Source organism: Sphingomonas sp. Leaf23, assembly GCF_001421585.1.
Classification (GTDB): Bacteria; Pseudomonadota; Alphaproteobacteria; order Sphingomonadales; family Sphingomonadaceae; genus Sphingomonas.
Genome location: NZ_LMKR01000001.1, coordinates 168,477 through 185,025 on the forward strand (window position 1 = coordinate 168,477; position 16,549 = coordinate 185,025).

The following is a 16,549-nucleotide window of genomic DNA, read 5'->3' on the forward strand; positions in this document are numbered from 1 at the left end:
AATTGGTTCGGGGGAATAACTCGTGAACGGCTTCCCGATCCTGTCGGTGATGCTGCTGGTACCGGCGGTCGCAGCGATGCTGTGCCTGTTCGTATCGGCGAATGGAGCGCGCTGGACGGCGCTGATCGCCACGCTGGTCAATCTCGCGCTGGGCGTGCTGCTCTGGGCGAATTACGACATCGGCGGTGCCCAGTGGCAGTTCGTCGAGGCGCCCGCGCTGGGCGACTTCGGCGTGTTCCGCTACGCGCTCGGCATCGACGGCTTCGCGCTGATGCTCATCATGCTCAGCGTCTTCCTGATGCCGATCTGCATCGGCGCGTCGTGGAAGTCGTTCACGACCCGCGTGCCGGAATATATGGCGCTGTTCCTGACCGTCGAAGTGCTGATGATCGGCACCTTCGCGGCGCAGGACCTGCTGCTGTTCTACGTCTTCTTTGAAGCCGGCCTGATCCCGATGTACCTGATCATCGGCATCTGGGGCGGGGCGAACCGTATCTATGCGTCGTACAAGTTCTTCCTGTATACGCTGCTCGGCTCGCTGCTCATGCTGATCGCGATGATCTACATGATCCAGACGGCGGGCACGTCGGACATCCCGACGCTGATGGCCTATGACTTCCCGGCGCATGTCCAGACGTGGCTGTGGCTGGCGTTCTTTGCGTCGTTCGCGGTCAAGATGCCGATGTGGCCGGTCCACACCTGGTTGCCCGACGCGCACGTGCAGGCGCCGACCGCCGGATCGGTCATCCTGGCGGGCGTCCTGCTGAAGCTCGGCGGCTACGGCTTCCTGCGTTTCTCGATCCCGATGTTTCCGGAGGCGTCGGGTCAGCTGACCTGGCTGATCCTGACCCTGTCGGCGGTCGCGGTAGTCTACACCTCGCTCGTCGCGCTGGTGCAGTCGGACATGAAGAAGCTGATCGCCTATTCTTCGGTCGCGCACATGGCGATCGTGACCATCGGCCTGTTCGCCTTCAACCAACAGGGTATCGAAGGCGCGATGATCGTGATGCTCAGCCACGGGTTGGTGTCGGGCGCGCTCTTCCTGTGCGTCGGCATCATCTATGACCGGCTGCACACGCGGGAAATCTCGCGGTACGGCGGTCTGGCGATCAACATGCCGCGCTACGCCGTGTTCTTCCTGCTGTTCACCATGGCATCGATCGGTCTGCCGGGCACGTCGGGCTTCGTCGGTGAGTTCCTGAGCTTGGCCGGCACCTATCAGCTGTCCACCTGGGCCGCGCTGATCTGCACGACCGGCATCATCCTGGGCGCGGCCTATTCGCTGTACCTCTATCGTCGCATCGCGCTGGGCGATCTGGTGCATGACGACGTGAAGGCGATGCCGGACGTGTCGTTCCGCGAACTGGCGCTGCTGGCGCCGATCGCGGCGGTGGTACTGTGGATGGGCGTCTATCCGGAGAGCTTCATGGCACCGATGCGCAAGGACGTCGGCCTGCTGGTCGCACGGATCGAGCGCGCGAATCCGGGGTCGGACTCACGGCCGACACCGGGCAATCCGGCGGCGGCAGCGGCGAAGGCTGCGGAACATGAAACGGGTGCGGCTGCGGCGCACGGGGAATCGCACTGATGAGCTACGCCGAACAACTTACGATGACGCTGCCCGAACTGGTGCTGGCGGTCGGGGCGATCGTCCTGATGCTGGTATCGGCCTGGGGCAAGCAGGCGGCGGCGCGTGGCGTCAGCATCGCGGCGGTCTTCGTCCTGACAGGCGCCGGCGTTGCGCTGGTCGGTAACGGATCGTCGGGGGGTACCGCGTTCGACGGCATGTATCGTGCCGATGCGTTCGCGGCCTTTGCCAAGGTGCTGATCTATCTCGCCTCGGCAGTCGCGATCATCATCGCGCCGCGCTTTTTCGCGCGTACCAACGGTGACGACCTGAAGCCCGAATATCCGGTGCTGATCCTACTGTCGGCGTGCGGCATGGGCATGATGGTGTCGGCATCCGACCTGCTGCTGCTCTATGTCGGCCTCGAGCTGCAGAGCCTTGCCGCCTATGTCCTCGCCAGCTTCATGCGGCGCGACACGCGGTCGGCCGAAGCGGGCTTGAAGTATTTCGTGCTGGGCGCGCTGGCGTCGGGCATACTGCTCTATGGCGTCAGCCTGGTGTACGGTTTTGCCGGGACGACGTTGTTCAGCGATATCGCGGTGGCCTATGCCGGTCCGCGCAACATGGGCCTGCTGTTCGGGCTGGTGTTCGTGTTCGCCGGGCTTGCCTTCAAGCTGGCGGCGGTGCCGTTCCACATGTGGACCCCCGACGTGTATGAAGGCGCGCCGACGCCGGTCACCGCCTTCTTCGCCTCTGCGCCGAAGGTTGCGGCGATGGCGATGGCACTCCGCGTTGCGGTCGAAGCGATGGGTCCGGCGGTCCTCGAATGGCGCCAGATCGTCATCTTCGCGGCACTGGCATCGATCATCTTGGGCGCGGTCGGCGCGATCGGGCAGAAGAACATCAAGCGGCTGCTCGCCTATTCGTCGATCAACAATGTTGGCTTCGCGCTGATCGGGCTTGCCGCCGGGTCTGCGCAGGGTGTGGCTGGGGTGCTGTTCTACCTCGCCGTCTATGTCGTCATGACGCTGGGGTCTTTCCTGATCGTCCTGCAGATGCGCGACGAGCATGGCCAGCCGGTTGAGACGGTCGCCAGCCTGGCGGGCCTGTCGCGGACGCGTCCGGCACTGGCCTTTGCGCTGATGATCTTCATGTTCTCGCTCGCCGGCATCCCGCCGCTGTTCGGCTTCTGGGCCAAGTACGCGGTGTTCGAGGCTGCGGTGCAGGCAGGGCTGTTGTCGCTGGCGGTGATCGGTATCGCCGCGTCGACGATCGGTGCGTTCTATTACCTGCGCGTCGTGAAGACGATGTACTTCGACGAACCGGCACCGGCGTTCGGTCGCGAGCCGGCACTGGTCGAGGGCGGCCTGACGCTGGCTGCGGCGATCGTCATCTCGCCGGTCAGCCTGTTCCTCATCGGCCCGCTGACCGCTTGGTCGTTGACCGCTGCGCGGGCGCTGTTCTGACCGTACGCGTCACCGCCGAAACGGGATCGACCAACGCCGACCTGCTGGTTGCGGCAGACGCCGGGGCCGAGGAAGGGCTCTGGCTTCGCGCCGATCGGCAAATTGCGGGGCGGGGCCGTATCGGACGGAGTTGGGCGGATGGTGCCGGCAATCTCTTTGCCAGCACCATCGTTCGCCTCCGGCCCGGTGATCCGTCCGCACCGACGCTGACGCTGGTTGCGGCTGTCGCGTTGGCGGAGGCGGTCGGGGCCGTTGCGCCCGGTCTAGCGACCATCAAATGGCCCAACGACCTGTTGATCGACGGCGCCAAGCTGTCGGGTATCCTGCTGGAGCGGGGAGCAGGGAATGCGGTCGTCATCGGCTTCGGGGTCAATCTTGCGAGCCATCCGCAATTGCCCGACCGAGCAACGACCAGCCTTGCCGATCATGGCGTCGCGGTCGCCCCGGCGGTGATGCTGGACCTGCTGCGCGACCGGTTTGCCGCCGGGCTTGCCCGGTGGCGGGGGGGAGACCTCCACGGCATTCGCATGGCGTGGGAAGGCATGGCCCATCCGCGGGGAACGCCGCTGCGGGTCCGCCTGCCCGATGGCGGTGAACGGGAAGGTGGCTTTGGCGGGCTGGGCGATGATGGTGCCTTGCGGCTGATCGGCCGGGATGGCGCGGTGACGATGGTGCACGCCGGAGACGTCTGTGGCTGACGATGGGCGAGCAACGCTGCAGCGGCGGCATCCCATGCGGTGCTTGTCGTCGGTCGGTACAAGCTATACCGCAGGACGTAGCGTGCCATTCGGGCATGGCGAGGAAATTCGATGCTGCTAGCGATCGACGCCGGCAATACCAATATCGTGTTTGCACTGGTCGATGGCGACGACGGCATCGTCGCGCGCTGGCGTATTGCGACCGATCCTCGCCGGACGGCGGACGAATATGCGGTGTGGCTCAGTCAGTTGCTGGCCCTCGACGGGCGTGACCGGTCGGTCGTGACCGCGGTCATCATCGGCACCGTCGTCCCCCGCGCGCTGCACAATCTGGAAGTGCTGGCGATCAAATATTTCGGCGTTGAGGCGCTGGTCGCGGGACGCGGCGCGGCGGCCTTCGGCATCGCATTGGACGTCGAGGAACCACATGCTGTCGGTGCCGACCGCGCGCTGAACGCGATTGCCGCGCACGCCGCGCATCCCGGCGACCTGATCGTCGTCGATTTCGGCACCGCCGCGACATTCGACGTCGTGGACTATTCGGGCGCGTACAAGGGCGGGATCATCGCGCCGGGCATCAATCTGTCGCTAGACGCGCTCGTGACGGCGGCAGCGAAGCTGCCCCGGATCGCGATCGAGGCGCCGCTGTCGACCAGCGTCATCGGCCGCAATACGGCCGACCAGATGCACATCGGCATCTATTGGGGCTATATCGCCATGATAGAGGGGCTGGTCACGCGGATGAAGGCGGAAATCGGCCGCCCGGTTCGCGTCATCGCCACCGGCGGTCTGGCGATCCTATTCGAGAAACATACGCAGGTGTTCGATTCGATCGAACAGGACCTGACCATCACGGGACTGGCGATGCTGTGGCGCCGCACCCATATCTCTACAGCGAATTAACGAAGCAAACCGAACCCGCGAATGGGCGCGGGCATTGAAAGAAATTGAGTGACACCTAAGAAAGAACTGCTCTTCGTCGCGCTCGGCGGATCGGGCGAAATCGGCATGAACGTCAACCTGTACGGCACCGCCGGCAAATGGCTGATGGTCGACTGCGGCGTGACCTTTGCCGACCCGGCCTATCCGGGCATCGACGTCATGCTGCCCGACCTGCAATTCATCGAGGAACGCGGCGACCAGCTGCTCGGCATCGTCATCACCCATGGCCATGAAGACCATATCGGGGCGCTGCCCTATCTGGCCGCCGATCTGGGCGTGCCGATCTATGCCACGCCGTTCACCGCTGGGCTGATCCGCGGCAAGCTGGACGAGGAAGGCATCGCCGACCGCGTGAAGCTGAAGATCGTCCAGCTGGGCGGCAACGTGAATGTCGGCCCGTTCGGCGTGAAGTTCGTGCCGATGGCGCATTCGATCCCCGAATCGACCTCGCTCGTGATCTCGACGCCGCATGGCAACGTGTTCCACTCGGGCGACTGGAAGCTCGATCCGAACCCGATGGTCGCGACCCCGGCCACCCCGGCGGAACTGACCGCGATCGGCGATGACGGCATCCTCGCGCTCGTCTGCGATTCGACCAACGTCTTCAACACCGAAGCGTCGGGGTCCGAGGCGGATGTGCGCAAGGGGCTGTTCGAACAGATTTCGTCGGCCAAGGGGCGGCGGGTGATGGTCACCAGCTTCGCATCGAACGCCGCACGCCTGCACACGCTGGGCGAGGTCGCGCGCGATACGAACCGCAAGGTGTGCGTGGCGGGCCGCTCGCTCGACCGCATCCTGAAGGTCGCAAAGGCCACCGGCTATCTCAAGAGCTTTCCCCAGACGGTCGATTTCGACACCGCGATGCGCCTCCCGCGCGAGCAGGTGCTGATCATCGCGACCGGCGGGCAGGGTGAGCAGCGCGCGGCGTTGGCCCGCATCGCCAATCGCGAGCATCAGCTGAGCCTGGAGGCGGGCGATCGGGTGATCTTCTCGTCGAAGCAGATTCCGGGCAACGAGGTCGCGATCGGCCGCATCCAGAATCAGCTGGCGGCGGCGGGCATCGAAATGATTACCGACCGGCAGGCGCATGTCCACGTGTCGGGCCATCCGGGTCGGCCGGAATTGGCCAAGCTCTATGGCTGGCTGCGGCCCAAGGTGCTGATGCCGGTGCATGGCGAAATGCGCCACCTGATGGAACATGCCCGCTTTGCCCTGTCGCAGGGGATCAAGCAGACGCTGGTGCAGACCAATGGCGACATCGTGCGCCTGGCGCCGGGTAATCCGGTGAAGGTGGGCCATGCCACGGTCGGTCGCCTGGCGCTCGACGGTGACGTGATCCTGCCGGCCGACGGCACGACGATCAACGAACGGCGCAAGCTGGCCGCCTATGGCCATATGTCGGTCGCGGTCGCGATCGACCGGCGCGGGCAGCTGATCGGCGATCCGCAGATCCGCGTACAGGGCGTGCCGGTCGAGGAAGACCGCGAACCGTTCCTTGAGGAAGCGGTGGATGCCGCCGCCGAAGCGGTCGCGGCGAAGGGCCGCGAACGTGGCAAGCTGCCGGAGGCGATCCGCCTGGCCGTGCGCCGCGTGGCGACCCGCTGGACCGGCAAGAAGCCGGTGGTCGACGTCCTCATCATCCCGGCCTGACGCAGATGGCGTGGCAGTCGGCGCTGGCGATCTACCTGCTCTTCTGGGTGTTCGCCATGTTCCTGGTCCTGCCGTTCGGGGTTCGCACGACGCATGAGGCGGGCGAACCCCCGGTACCGGGACAGGCCGACAGCGCGCCCGCCGGGTTCCGCTTCGGCCGAATGGCATGGCGGACGACGATCGTCGCGACCGTGCTGTTCGCGCTCTTCTATCTGAACTTCGTGTTCGGGTGGGTGACCGCCGACATGCTCGACTTCTACCGCTGAAGTCGGCCGATCATCGTCGCGACGAGATCGTAGGGACAGCAAACAAATCCCCGGCATGACTGGAAATGCGTCGTTTCCATCAGCGTCGTCGGACGCAGACCGGAACGCACGACCTGCCACGGATCGGTGCCGGGCAGGTCCGCGCTCTCTTCAGGGAACAGTCAGGCGCGTTGTAGAGAACAGCCGTCGCAACGCCGTGCGACGGCAACGTGTTGCCCCGTAGCCGTTTCAGCTACGCAGTCGCTCGATCGCCTGGGCCAGCACGACGTACAGCTTGCCCATGTCCGACGACAGTAGCGTGACCCCCATCGGCGATCCGTCGCGCAGCGTCAGGATGTGGCGCAGCATCGCTTCGAAATCATGGATGTAGCGGTTCACCTGATCGCGGAAGCCGTCGTCCTGATCGTAGAGCAGCGCGATATCGCGTGCCTGCGCGCCGTCGATCAGCCGAACGGCACGGCGGGTAAAGACGCCGCGATCGCCCTTAAGATAGGCGGCCCAGGCGGTGTCCGACACATCGGTCGACAGCGAGCGGGCGATGTCGATCGCGGCCGAATTCATCGCCTCGATTAGTAGCGATACCCGGCGCGAGAACTGGTCGCTGTCCGCTGCTTCGCGCTCGGCCCGTGCGGCGGCCATCCTGTCTTCCAGCAGCTTGCTGGTATCGGCGATGTCGAGCATCTGGCGCGACAGACGCTCGGATGCCTCGATCGCCGAGGCGACGGCGTGGTTCGCGATCGTCGACAATTCCGCGACCTGCGACGTCACCGCATTGTCGACCGCATTGGCCAGCGCGCGGGCGCCCTGCGTCTCCAGATCGCGGGCGGCGTCGGGCAGCACCTTGGCCAGCGTGTCGCGCGCCTGCTGGCTGGCGGCTTCGGCAGTATCGCGGATGCGCAGCATCGCTTCGGACAGGCGCGGGGCGGCGTCTTCGGCGAAGCGGACGGTGGTGGCGATGGTATCGTCAACGATCGTACGCACGCCCTCGATCCGCTCCGCGCCGCGATCGAGCGTGTCGAGCAGCGACTGCTGCACGGTCGACAGCGTATCGCGCTGCATTGCCACGACCCCGGCAATCGCCTCGATCGCGTCGTGCGTGCTTTCGGCAGCGGTGACCAGTGCCAGCAATTCGGGCTTCGACCGGGCAACCACGGCGCGGCTGTCGGCGATGCGCGCATCGAGCCGGTCGAGCGCGCCCGGCAGCGTTTCGTCCATTTCGCGGGCGGCGGAATCGAGCGCGGTCAGCACCTCTTCGGCGGTCGCGATGACCCGGCGGGCGGTGTCGTCGCCATTGGCCAGCGCCTCGGCGAGCGCGTCGGCGACCTGGGTCAGCGCGCCGACCGATCCGGCCACCGCCTGCGCGCGCTCGACGCCGGTGGTGCGCAACCGGTCGAACCGCTCGTCGACACCCGACAGGCCGTCGTTGAGCAGGGTCAGCAGTGCCTCGCTATCGCGGCGGCGGTCGTCGAGCTGCCCGGCCAGACTGCGGATCGATCCGTCGATCTGGGCGACGCGCGTGGCGAGCAGTTCCGCACCCTCGCGCCCGGCGCGTTCGATCGCGGACCCGTTCGCCTCGATCATCGCGATGGTAGCATCACCCTGCGCGGTGATCGCCTTGCGTGATTCGTCGATCGCGGCGGCGGCGCGGTCGAGCACCGCGTCGATCGCGCCCGACATGGTGCCGATGACGCTTTCCAGACGTACGCCCGCGCTCTCGCTGGTCGCCTCCATCCGCTGCATATGCGCCGCCAGCCGTTGCGCCGCGCCGCTGGCCAGATCGTCGGCTTCGCGCGAGCGTTGCGCGACCCCGGCGAGCTGCGCGTCGAGCGCCGCGACGCGCTCGCTGGCGGTCAGGCCGGTCGCATCGAGTAGCGCGGCCATCTCCGCCGTTTCGGCATGCGCGCGCGGCAGGGTGGCGAGGACCGTCGACAGCCGTTGTTCGGTAGTCAGGCTCATCCGGTCGAGCGTCGCGGTGGTTTCCCCGATAGCGGCGATCTGTTCGCGCATGTCGGCGCTGATCCCGCGCAGCCGGTCGGTCGCGGCATCGCCCAGCATCATCAGCGCCGCGCTTTGCTCGACAACTTCGGTGCGCGATTCGGCGAGCGTCCGGCGCACCGATTCGAGGACCTGTTCCAGCGCGAACGCTTCAGCCCGCATCGATTGCGCGGTGGCGGCGAAACGTCGCGCTTCGCTCCGGCTGTTCCGACGCAGCAACAGCCACGCGATGCCGATCAGCATCGGCGGCACGCACAATGCGGCGATGAAGGAGGTAATGCCGACGGGGCCGAGCGCGGGGACGGAGGGGGCGCTCCACACGAGCATGCCGCCGATCCACGCGGCCACCGCCAGCCCGGCAAGGCCGGGTCCGATCCAGTTGCGGCGGATCGGCTCGGCCTCCGGAAAGGCCTCCGCCAGCCAGTGTTGCGTGTCGTCGGTCACGGTGTCCCGCACCGTGAACCCGTCGTCGGCGTCGTGGCGATGCTGATGCAGCCCGGTGATCGAACCCCCGTTCATGGCCGGGGGTCTATCACGATCGGATGGGCAGCGACAGCCGGGTAACGATCCGTTAACCCCGTTCGCGCTATCCCGATTCCATGGCTTATGATCCCGGTGCGATCGATGCGACACTGGCGGCGGCGGTCGGCGACGAACCGCTACTGATCGCCGAACTGCGCGGGGCGTTCATCGACAGCGCCCGGCGGGTCCTCACCACCATGGAAAGTGCGACCGGCGAGCAATGGGCCGGGGCGGCATTCCGCCTGAAAGGGCTGGCCGCCAGCTTCGGCGCGGTTCGGCTGATGACGCTGGCGGCGGAGGCGGCTTTGGCCCCGGTGGGCGATGCGGCGACGCTGCGCCGCCTGCACCGCGCGGTCGACCGCTTCTGACTATCGGCGGCGTGAAAGCTCGCGCATCGCCGCTTCCAGCCCGTCGAGGGTCAGCGGATACATCCGGTCGGCGAACAGGTCGCGGATCAGGCGGGTCGAATGGGTCCAGTCCCAATGCGCCTGCGGGGCCGGATTGATCCACGCCGCCGCCCGCCAGTGCGCGGTCAGCCGTTGCAGCCAGACGGCGCCGGCTTCGTCATTATGATGCTCGACCGACCCGCCGGGATGGACGATTTCATAGGGACTCATCGCCGCATCGCCGACCACGACCAGGCGGTAGTCGGGGCCATAGGTCCGCAGCAGGTCGGCGGTCGATAACCGCTCGGCAAAGCGGCGGCGATTGTCGCGCCAGACCCCTTCGTAGATGCAGTTGTGGAAATAGAAGAATTCGAGGTGGCGAAACTCGGCGGTGGCGGCCGAGAACAGTTCCTCCACCTGTTCGATGAACGGGTTCATCGACCCGCCGACGTCGAGGAACAGCAGCAGCTTCACCGCATTGCGCCGCGCCGGTCGCATCGCGACGTCCAGCCAGCCGCGCCGGGCGGTGTCGGCAATCGTCGCGTCGAGGTCGAGTTCGTCGGCGCTGCCTTCGCGGGCGAACCGGCGCAGGCGACGCAGCGCGATCTTGAGGTTGCGGGTGCCCAGCTCACGGTCGTGATCGAGATTGCGAAATTCGCGCTGTTCCCAGACTTCTACCGCACGGTTGTGCCGGCTCTGCCCGCCGATGCGGATGCCTTCGGAGTTGTAGCCGCCATGGCCGAACGGGCTGGTGCCGCCGGTGCCGATCCATTTCGATCCGCCATGATGCGCCTCGTCCTGCTCGGCCAGCCGCTGGCGCAGCGTCTCCATCAGCGCGTCCCAGTCGCCGGTCGGGTCGATCGCCGCCATCTGTTCGGGCGTCAGATAGCGTTCGGCGATGGCGCGCACCCAGTCGGCGGGGATCGCCACCGGATCGACTCCGGCCGGCGCGGCAATCCCTCCAAAGACCTCGCCGAACACCCGGTCGAACCGGTCGACTACGCCCTCGTCCTTCACGAACGTCGTCCGGGCGAGGTGGTAGAAGGCGTCGAGCGTCGGTTCGATGACGCCGCGATCGATCGCGTCGATCAGGACGAGATGCTCGCGGATGCCGACCGACAGGCCGGCCCGGCGCAGCGCTTCGACGAACGAATGGAACATCGCGGCTGTTTACCGCATCGCCGCGTACAGGCGCCAGTGCGTACCCGACAGCCCCGCCGGATCACCCCGCGCGATCTCGCGATAGGCGCGGCCGCACCAGCCGGGGCTGCCGGGAAAGGCCGCGTCGCCATCGCGCTCGACGAAATGAAAATGCGCGGGCGGGCAGGGGCTGGCGGCGAGCGTGAGCGGATACTGTTGCGACCATGCCGCCGCGATCAGGATCGCGCTCGACCGGTCATAGTCGACCGACACGGTGGCGCCGCGCGGCGCGACCCTGCTGAGCGTCGCGATTGCCCGGCCGGGGTCGCCGCGTAGATTGCGGACCATCACGCTATCGGCAAACCCCGCCTGCACCAGAAACGCGAGTACGATCCCGCCGGCCAGCCATCGGTCGACCGACCGGTGCCGGTGCCATGCCGCCGGCAGGGTGATCGCCGCGAACAGCAGCAGCGGCGGCACGATGACGATATAATAGCGTGCGGCCCCGCTGTTCGGGAGTGCGAGCAGCGCCACCAGCAGCGGAAATGCCCAGGCGATGGCCGCCAGCGTCTTCAGTCGGTCGCATACGTCCCGCGCCAGATAGGCTAGGAGCACCAGAACGACGGCCGGACCGATCGTGCCGCCGATCAACTGGCCCATCGCATCGAACCATTTGCCCCAGTCATGCGGTTCGCGGTTGCCCAGGTGGAAGCCGGTGCCCCCGGCCGACGCCGCGAACCAGGCGGTCGCAATCAGCAGAAGCGAGACGGCAGCGGCGGGAGCCAGCAAGACGACGGTATCGCGCAGGCCCTGTCGCCAGCCGGCGTCCCAGCACCGTTCCAGCACGACCCACAATCCCAATAGGAACAGGCCGAACAGCATCGTCGCCTGCGCCAGACACCCCAGTAGCGCAGCGATGGCGAGCGCCGTCGTGGGCCGGGGGTGGGCAGGATCGGCCAGCCAGCGATCGGCGACGTCGATCGCCCAGACCCAGGCGAGCAGCATCGGGGCATAGCCGCGCGCTTCGGCACCATAGGTCAGCAGGAATGGCGCAACGCAGAAGGCGACGGCCGCAACGACCGCCGGCGCTGGCCCGCGCCGTGCTGCGATCCGTGCGGCGATGACGATCGTCGATGTGCCGCTGACGATCGACAGCGCGCGCTGCAGCATCGGCGGCGCGGCCGGCCCGACCAGTTGGAGCCAGAGCGTGTTCAGATGGTGGTTGTTGTCGTGATTGATCTGGAACAGCACCCCGGCGGGTGTCGTCACCTCCTGCGCAAAGATCGCCGACCATGCCTCATCGAGCCACAATCCGCCCCGCGCGGCCAGGCACCGCAGCACCAGCCCCGCCAGCGTGATGCCGGCGATCCAAAGCCAATGTCCCCGCTGCATGCCCATCCCCATGGGCGCGGGTCTACCCGACAAATCCGACGGCCGTCACGCTCTCAACGGGCGTAGGCGTCGATCAGCGACCCGACATAGTCCGGCGCTGCGCTGCTCAATTCGGTCGCGGGGCGCGGGCCATAGATAAAGCCGTGCGTCGGATAGACCGAACTGCCCAACCCCTGCGAATCGCGATACCACACCTTCACCTTGGTCCAGTCGCCCTTGGCCGACACGTCGAACACGGTGACGTCCTGCTCCACGCCGCCGCGCACGCCGTTGATCCGCGACCAGTTGGCGTGCGTGACCATCGCCACGCGCGGTTCGACGACCCGGCTGATGACGAGGACGTGGCCGAGCGGCAGGCGCGATGTCTTTTCAAAGGTCAGCACGGCACCGACGCGGGGCGTGTGGCCGCGGGGATAACGACCCTGCGCCTGATCCCACCAAGTCCATGCATCGCCATAGATTTCCACCCCCGACGCAGCGCGCGCGAACGGCACGCACTGCCCGACATAATCCAGCAGCGATCGCGCCTCGAGCGGGAAGCTGGCGGCACCGGCGAAGACGAGGAGCAGGAGGCCCCGGAAAAGCGAACCGAACACGGGCACGATTGTGGGCGAGCGATGGTCGCCAATCGGTTGGCGATCATGGTTAACGAAACCCTGCCGTCACAGCCCACCGCTACGTCGCCACGACCGGTCGCAATCAGCCGCCCTTGCGCCGATGAAGGAAGGCGAGCCGTTCGAAGAGCATGACATCCGCCTCGTTCTTGAGCAGCGCGCCGTGCAGCGGGGGAATCGCCTTCGCCGGATCATGCGACGCCAGCACCTCCAGCGGCATGTCGTCGTGCAGCAGCAGCTTCAGCCAGTCGATCAGTTCGCTGGTCGACGGCTTCTTCTTCAACCCCGGCGTGTCGCGTACCGCGAAGAACAGGTCGAGCGCGCGGTTGACCAGCAGCGTCTGGATACCCGGGAAATGCACGTCGAGGATCGCCTGCATCGTCGGGCGATCGGGGAAGCGGATATAGTGGAAGAAACACCGGCGCAGGAACGCGTCGGGCAGTTCCTTTTCGTTGTTCGACGTGATGACGACGATCGGCCGTTCGCGCGCCGTCACCCGCTCGCCGGTTTCGTACACGTCGAACGCCATGCGATCGAGTTCGTGGAGCAGGTCGTTGGGAAATTCGATATCGGCCTTGTCGACCTCATCGATCAGCAGCACCGGCAGGGTGGGGCTGGTGAACGCCTCCCACAATTTCCCCCGGCGGATATAGTTGGCGATGTCGTGGACGCGCGGATCGCCCAGCTGCCCGTCGCGCAGCCGCGCCACCGCGTCATATTCATATAGCCCCTGCTGCGCGCGGGTCGTCGATTTGACGTTCCATTCGATCAGCGGCGCACCGACCGCGCGCGCGATTTCCTGCGCCAGCACGGTCTTGCCGGTGCCGGGCTCGCCCTTCACCAGCAGCGGGCGGCGCAGCGTCACCGCCGCGTTCACCGCGACCTTCAGATCGTCGGTCGCGACATAACCCTCGGTTCCCTTGAAGCGCATCGGCGGTATCGTCATGGCCACTACGATAGGCGGGGATGCGGGCGTGCGCTACCCGCGGCTTTCCGCCCGCGCGACCAACAGGTCCCACAGCCCGCGATGCTGGGCCAGCAGCTGCTGCAGGCCAAAGGTCATGGCGCGCTCGATCGGCGCCTCCGCAGTCACCGTGTCGATCAGGCGCAGCGTCTGCGCGGTGGAGGGCAGGGTGACCGGCATCGTCTCCAGCCCCATCCGGATCGCGGCGGCGTCCAGCGGGCGGCGGATCTCCGGCCAGTCGAGCGTCACGGCGATCGCCGCGCCCAGCGCACAGCCGGGTCGCACCGATCGCGCGAGCAGGTCGATCGCATGCCGTTGCGCCGCCAGCGCGGCTTCGGCGGCGGCCTGTCCCGGCGTACCCGGCGGCGGGCCGACGGCGGCGGATACCCGGATCAGATAGGCGCGTTCCTCGGCAAACCCTGCCGCGGCCTGCGCCAGCCACGGCGCGGCGGATGGATGCAGTTCCGACCCGGCCGCATGGTCGACGACGCCCGGATGCCGCCCGTGCAGCGAACAGAGCTGATGCAGCGCATCGGCTACATCGCGCAACAGGGCATCGCCGCGCGACAGCAGGTCGGGGGCGACATGCCCGGCACTGCCATCGGCGAGAACGATCCGCAACAGACGTTCCGCCGTGTCGCAACCATCCCTGTTTGCAATCGCCACTATCAACCGCCGGCTCCCATGACTTCACGGGGACGGGTATGGCGACAATAGATAACCCAAGCGCGTAGGAACACGGTTGCCGGGTTTTTAACCGCTATGTCGCGCGCAAGTAGCGGTTCGGAACTGTCCCGAAACGAACCGCCCCGGCGCTTTGACAAGGGCCGGGGCGGGGATTTTACTGGTCGAGGAAGGAGCGCATCTTGCGACTGCGGCTCGGATGCTTGAGCTTCCTGAGCGCCTTTGCCTCGATCTGCCGGATGCGTTCGCGGGTCACGCTGAACTGCTGGCCGACTTCTTCCAGCGTATGGTCGGTGTTCATGCCGATGCCGAAGCGCATGCGCAGCACACGCTCTTCGCGCGGGGTCAGCGACGCAAGGACGCGGGTGACCGTTTCCTTCAAATTCGCCTGGATCGCGGCATCGACCGGGATGATCGCGTTCTTGTCCTCGATAAAGTCGCCCAGATGCGAATCCTCCTCGTCGCCGATCGGCGTTTCGAGGGAGATCGGCTCCTTGGCGATCTTCATCACCTTGCGAACCTTTTCGAGCGGCATGGAAAGGCGCTCGGCCATCTCCTCCGGCGTCGGCTCGCGGCCCTGTTCGTGCAGGAACTGGCGGCTGGTGCGCACCAGCTTGTTGATCGTCTCGATCATATGAACCGGGATGCGGATCGTCCGCGCCTGATCCGCGATCGAGCGGGTGATCGCCTGCCGGATCCACCACGTCGCGTACGTCGAGAACTTGTACCCGCGGCGATATTCGAACTTATCGACCGCCTTCATCAGCCCGATATTCCCCTCCTGGATAAGGTCGAGGAACTGCAGGCCGCGATTGGTGTACTTCTTGGCGATGGAAATCACGAGGCGCAGGTTCGCCTCGACCATTTCCTTCTTGGCGATCCGCGCCTCGCGCTCGCCCTTCTGCACCATGTTGACGATGCGGCGGAATTCGCCCAGCGCCATGCCGGTCTGCTGTGCGATTTCCGCGATTTCGGTGCGGATGCGGTCGACGGCGGCGCCTTCGTTCTCGGCGAACGCCTTCCACTTCTTGTCGATCGTCGCGACCGACGTCAGCCACTGTTCGTCCAGTTCATGGTCGACATAGCTGTCGAGGAACGCCTTGCGCGGCACCTTGTGACGCTCGGCCAGACGCAGCATCTGCCCGCCCAGCGCCGTCAGGCGACGGTTATAGGCATAGAGCTGATCGACCAGATATTCGATCTTGGCCTGATGGAACTGGACGCTCTCGACCTCGGCGGTCAGTTCTTCGCGCAGCTTCTGGTACTTGCGCTCTTCCGCCGCGCTCAGGCCATCGCCCGCCGCCATCGCGTCGAGACGCTGCGACTGCATCTTCGAGAATTTCTTGAAGATCGCGGTGATGTTGGCGAACTTTTCCAAAGCCTGCGGCTTCAGCTGCTCTTCCATCTGCGCGAGGCTGAGGGTGTTGTCCTCATCGTCATCGTCGCTCGGGCGCGGGGTGCGGCGCTCGCCGTCCTCGTCCTCGTCGGCCGATGCTTCCTCGGGCTCTTCCTCTTCCTTGAAGGACGGGCCGGCGTTCTTCGACGAGATTTCGCCGTTGTCGTCGGCGTCCTCGTCATCGGACAGCGATTCCGGCGCGGGGTCCTTCGACAGCATCGCGTCGAGATCGAGGATCTCGCGCAGCTGCATCGTGCCTTCGTTGAGCGCGGTCGACCAGCCGATGATCGCGTTGAACGTGATCGGCGATTCGCACAGGCCGAAGATCATCGTGTCGCGACCGGCCTCGATCCGCTTCGCGATGGCGATTTCGCCTTCGCGGCTCAGCAGTTCGACCGCACCCATCTCGCGCAGGTACATGCGCACCGGATCGTCGGTCCGGTCGACGGTTTCCTTCTTCTTGACCGGTTCGAACGCGGCGGACGCATCGTCCTGGTCGGTCGACGTTTCGTCGTCGCCGTCCTCTTCCTGCTTGGCGCGTTCCTCGCCTTCGCCGTCCTCGCCCGCGTCCTCGTTCTCGACGACGTTGACGCCCATGTCGTTCAGCGCCGACATGATGTCCTCGATCTGCTCCGAGGTCATCTGATCCTGCGGCAGCATCTCGTTCAGCTGGTCGACGGTGATGTAGCCGCGCTTCTTCGCACGGGCGACCAGCTTCTTGATCGACCCTTCGTTCAGGTCGATCAGCGGCGCGTCGCCGGTATCGATCGTGTCGTCGCCGCCACCATTCGCCTTGGCCATCAATAACCCTCAAGAAATGTCACGCAGCACAACCGCGCTGGCGCTATTTTACCCGTCGTCTTTGTC

The 16,549-nt window shown here is 66.2% G+C and carries 14 protein-coding genes; 7 read left to right on the forward strand and 7 right to left on the reverse strand.

All coding sequences use genetic code 11. From position 1 onward, the window contains the following. The first annotated feature begins 22 nt into the window (after window positions 1-22). The 6 genes from ASE67_RS00850 (at window position 23) to ASE67_RS00875 (ending at window position 6,589) form a co-directional block, all read left to right on the forward strand. On the forward strand, window positions 23-1,588 hold the full coding sequence (locus ASE67_RS00850) for an NADH-quinone oxidoreductase subunit M (RefSeq protein WP_055755917.1): 1,566 nt from the start codon (window positions 23-25) through the stop codon (window positions 1,586-1,588). Continuing rightward, window positions 1,588-3,033 (forward strand): NADH-quinone oxidoreductase subunit NuoN, encoded by a 1,446-nt coding sequence (gene nuoN, locus ASE67_RS00855; protein ID WP_055755919.1) that lies wholly within the window; start codon window positions 1,588-1,590, stop codon window positions 3,031-3,033. The genes ASE67_RS00850 and nuoN overlap by 1 nt, the downstream gene beginning before the upstream one ends. Further along, window positions 3,000-3,731: a biotin--[acetyl-CoA-carboxylase] ligase gene (locus ASE67_RS00860; protein ID WP_235511737.1), complete on the forward strand. Its 732-nt coding sequence runs from the start codon at window positions 3,000-3,002 to the stop codon at window positions 3,729-3,731. The genes nuoN and ASE67_RS00860 overlap by 34 nt, the downstream gene beginning before the upstream one ends. 111 nt (window positions 3,732-3,842) lie before the next feature. Then, window positions 3,843-4,634 (forward strand): type III pantothenate kinase, encoded by a 792-nt coding sequence (locus ASE67_RS00865; protein ID WP_055755921.1) that lies wholly within the window; start codon window positions 3,843-3,845, stop codon window positions 4,632-4,634. Between the two features lie 48 nt (window positions 4,635-4,682). Beyond that, window positions 4,683-6,323 carry a ribonuclease J gene (locus tag ASE67_RS00870; RefSeq protein ID WP_055755924.1) on the forward strand — a complete coding sequence of 547 codons (1,641 nt, stop codon included), beginning with the start codon at window positions 4,683-4,685 and terminating at the stop codon, window positions 6,321-6,323. Between the two features lie 5 nt (window positions 6,324-6,328). Then, complete coding sequence (locus tag ASE67_RS00875; protein WP_055755926.1) at window positions 6,329-6,589, forward strand: DUF1467 family protein; 261 nt, start codon at window positions 6,329-6,331, stop codon at window positions 6,587-6,589. A 228-nt stretch (window positions 6,590-6,817) separates the two neighbouring features. On the opposite strand, the gene ASE67_RS00880 is transcribed toward ASE67_RS00875, so the two are convergent. Beyond that, window positions 6,818-9,103, reverse strand: coding sequence for a hypothetical protein (locus ASE67_RS00880; RefSeq protein WP_055755927.1), 2,286 nt, complete (start codon window positions 9,101-9,103; stop codon window positions 6,818-6,820). A gap of 80 nt (window positions 9,104-9,183) precedes the next feature. Between ASE67_RS00880 and ASE67_RS00885 the strand changes: the two genes are divergently transcribed. Beyond that, window positions 9,184-9,474 (forward strand): Hpt domain-containing protein, encoded by a 291-nt coding sequence (locus ASE67_RS00885; RefSeq protein ID WP_055755929.1) that lies wholly within the window; start codon window positions 9,184-9,186, stop codon window positions 9,472-9,474. Here ASE67_RS00885 and ASE67_RS00890 read toward each other — a convergent pair whose 3' ends face one another. From ASE67_RS00890 to rpoD, 6 genes are all read right to left on the reverse strand, one after another. Continuing rightward, a complete protein-coding gene (locus ASE67_RS00890) occupies window positions 9,475-10,653 on the reverse strand; it encodes a vWA domain-containing protein (protein ID WP_055755931.1) in 1,179 nt (392 codons plus the stop codon). Between the two features lie 9 nt (window positions 10,654-10,662). After that, window positions 10,663-12,024, reverse strand: coding sequence for a hypothetical protein (locus ASE67_RS00895; protein ID WP_156348444.1), 1,362 nt, complete (start codon window positions 12,022-12,024; stop codon window positions 10,663-10,665). 53 nt (window positions 12,025-12,077) lie between these two features. Further along, window positions 12,078-12,593 (reverse strand): CHAP domain-containing protein, encoded by a 516-nt coding sequence (locus ASE67_RS00900; protein WP_200922153.1) that lies wholly within the window; start codon window positions 12,591-12,593, stop codon window positions 12,078-12,080. A gap of 130 nt (window positions 12,594-12,723) precedes the next feature. Continuing rightward, complete coding sequence (locus tag ASE67_RS00905; RefSeq protein WP_055755938.1) at window positions 12,724-13,569, reverse strand: AAA family ATPase; 846 nt, start codon at window positions 13,567-13,569, stop codon at window positions 12,724-12,726. A gap of 48 nt (window positions 13,570-13,617) precedes the next feature. Beyond that, entirely contained in the window at window positions 13,618-14,223 is a 606-nt protein-coding gene (locus tag ASE67_RS00910) for a DUF6975 family protein (RefSeq protein WP_235511738.1), read from the reverse strand. A gap of 220 nt (window positions 14,224-14,443) precedes the next feature. Then, window positions 14,444-16,483 (reverse strand): RNA polymerase sigma factor RpoD, encoded by a 2,040-nt coding sequence (gene rpoD, locus ASE67_RS00915; RefSeq protein WP_055755942.1) that lies wholly within the window; start codon window positions 16,481-16,483, stop codon window positions 14,444-14,446. Window positions 16,484-16,549 lie beyond the last annotated feature (66 nt).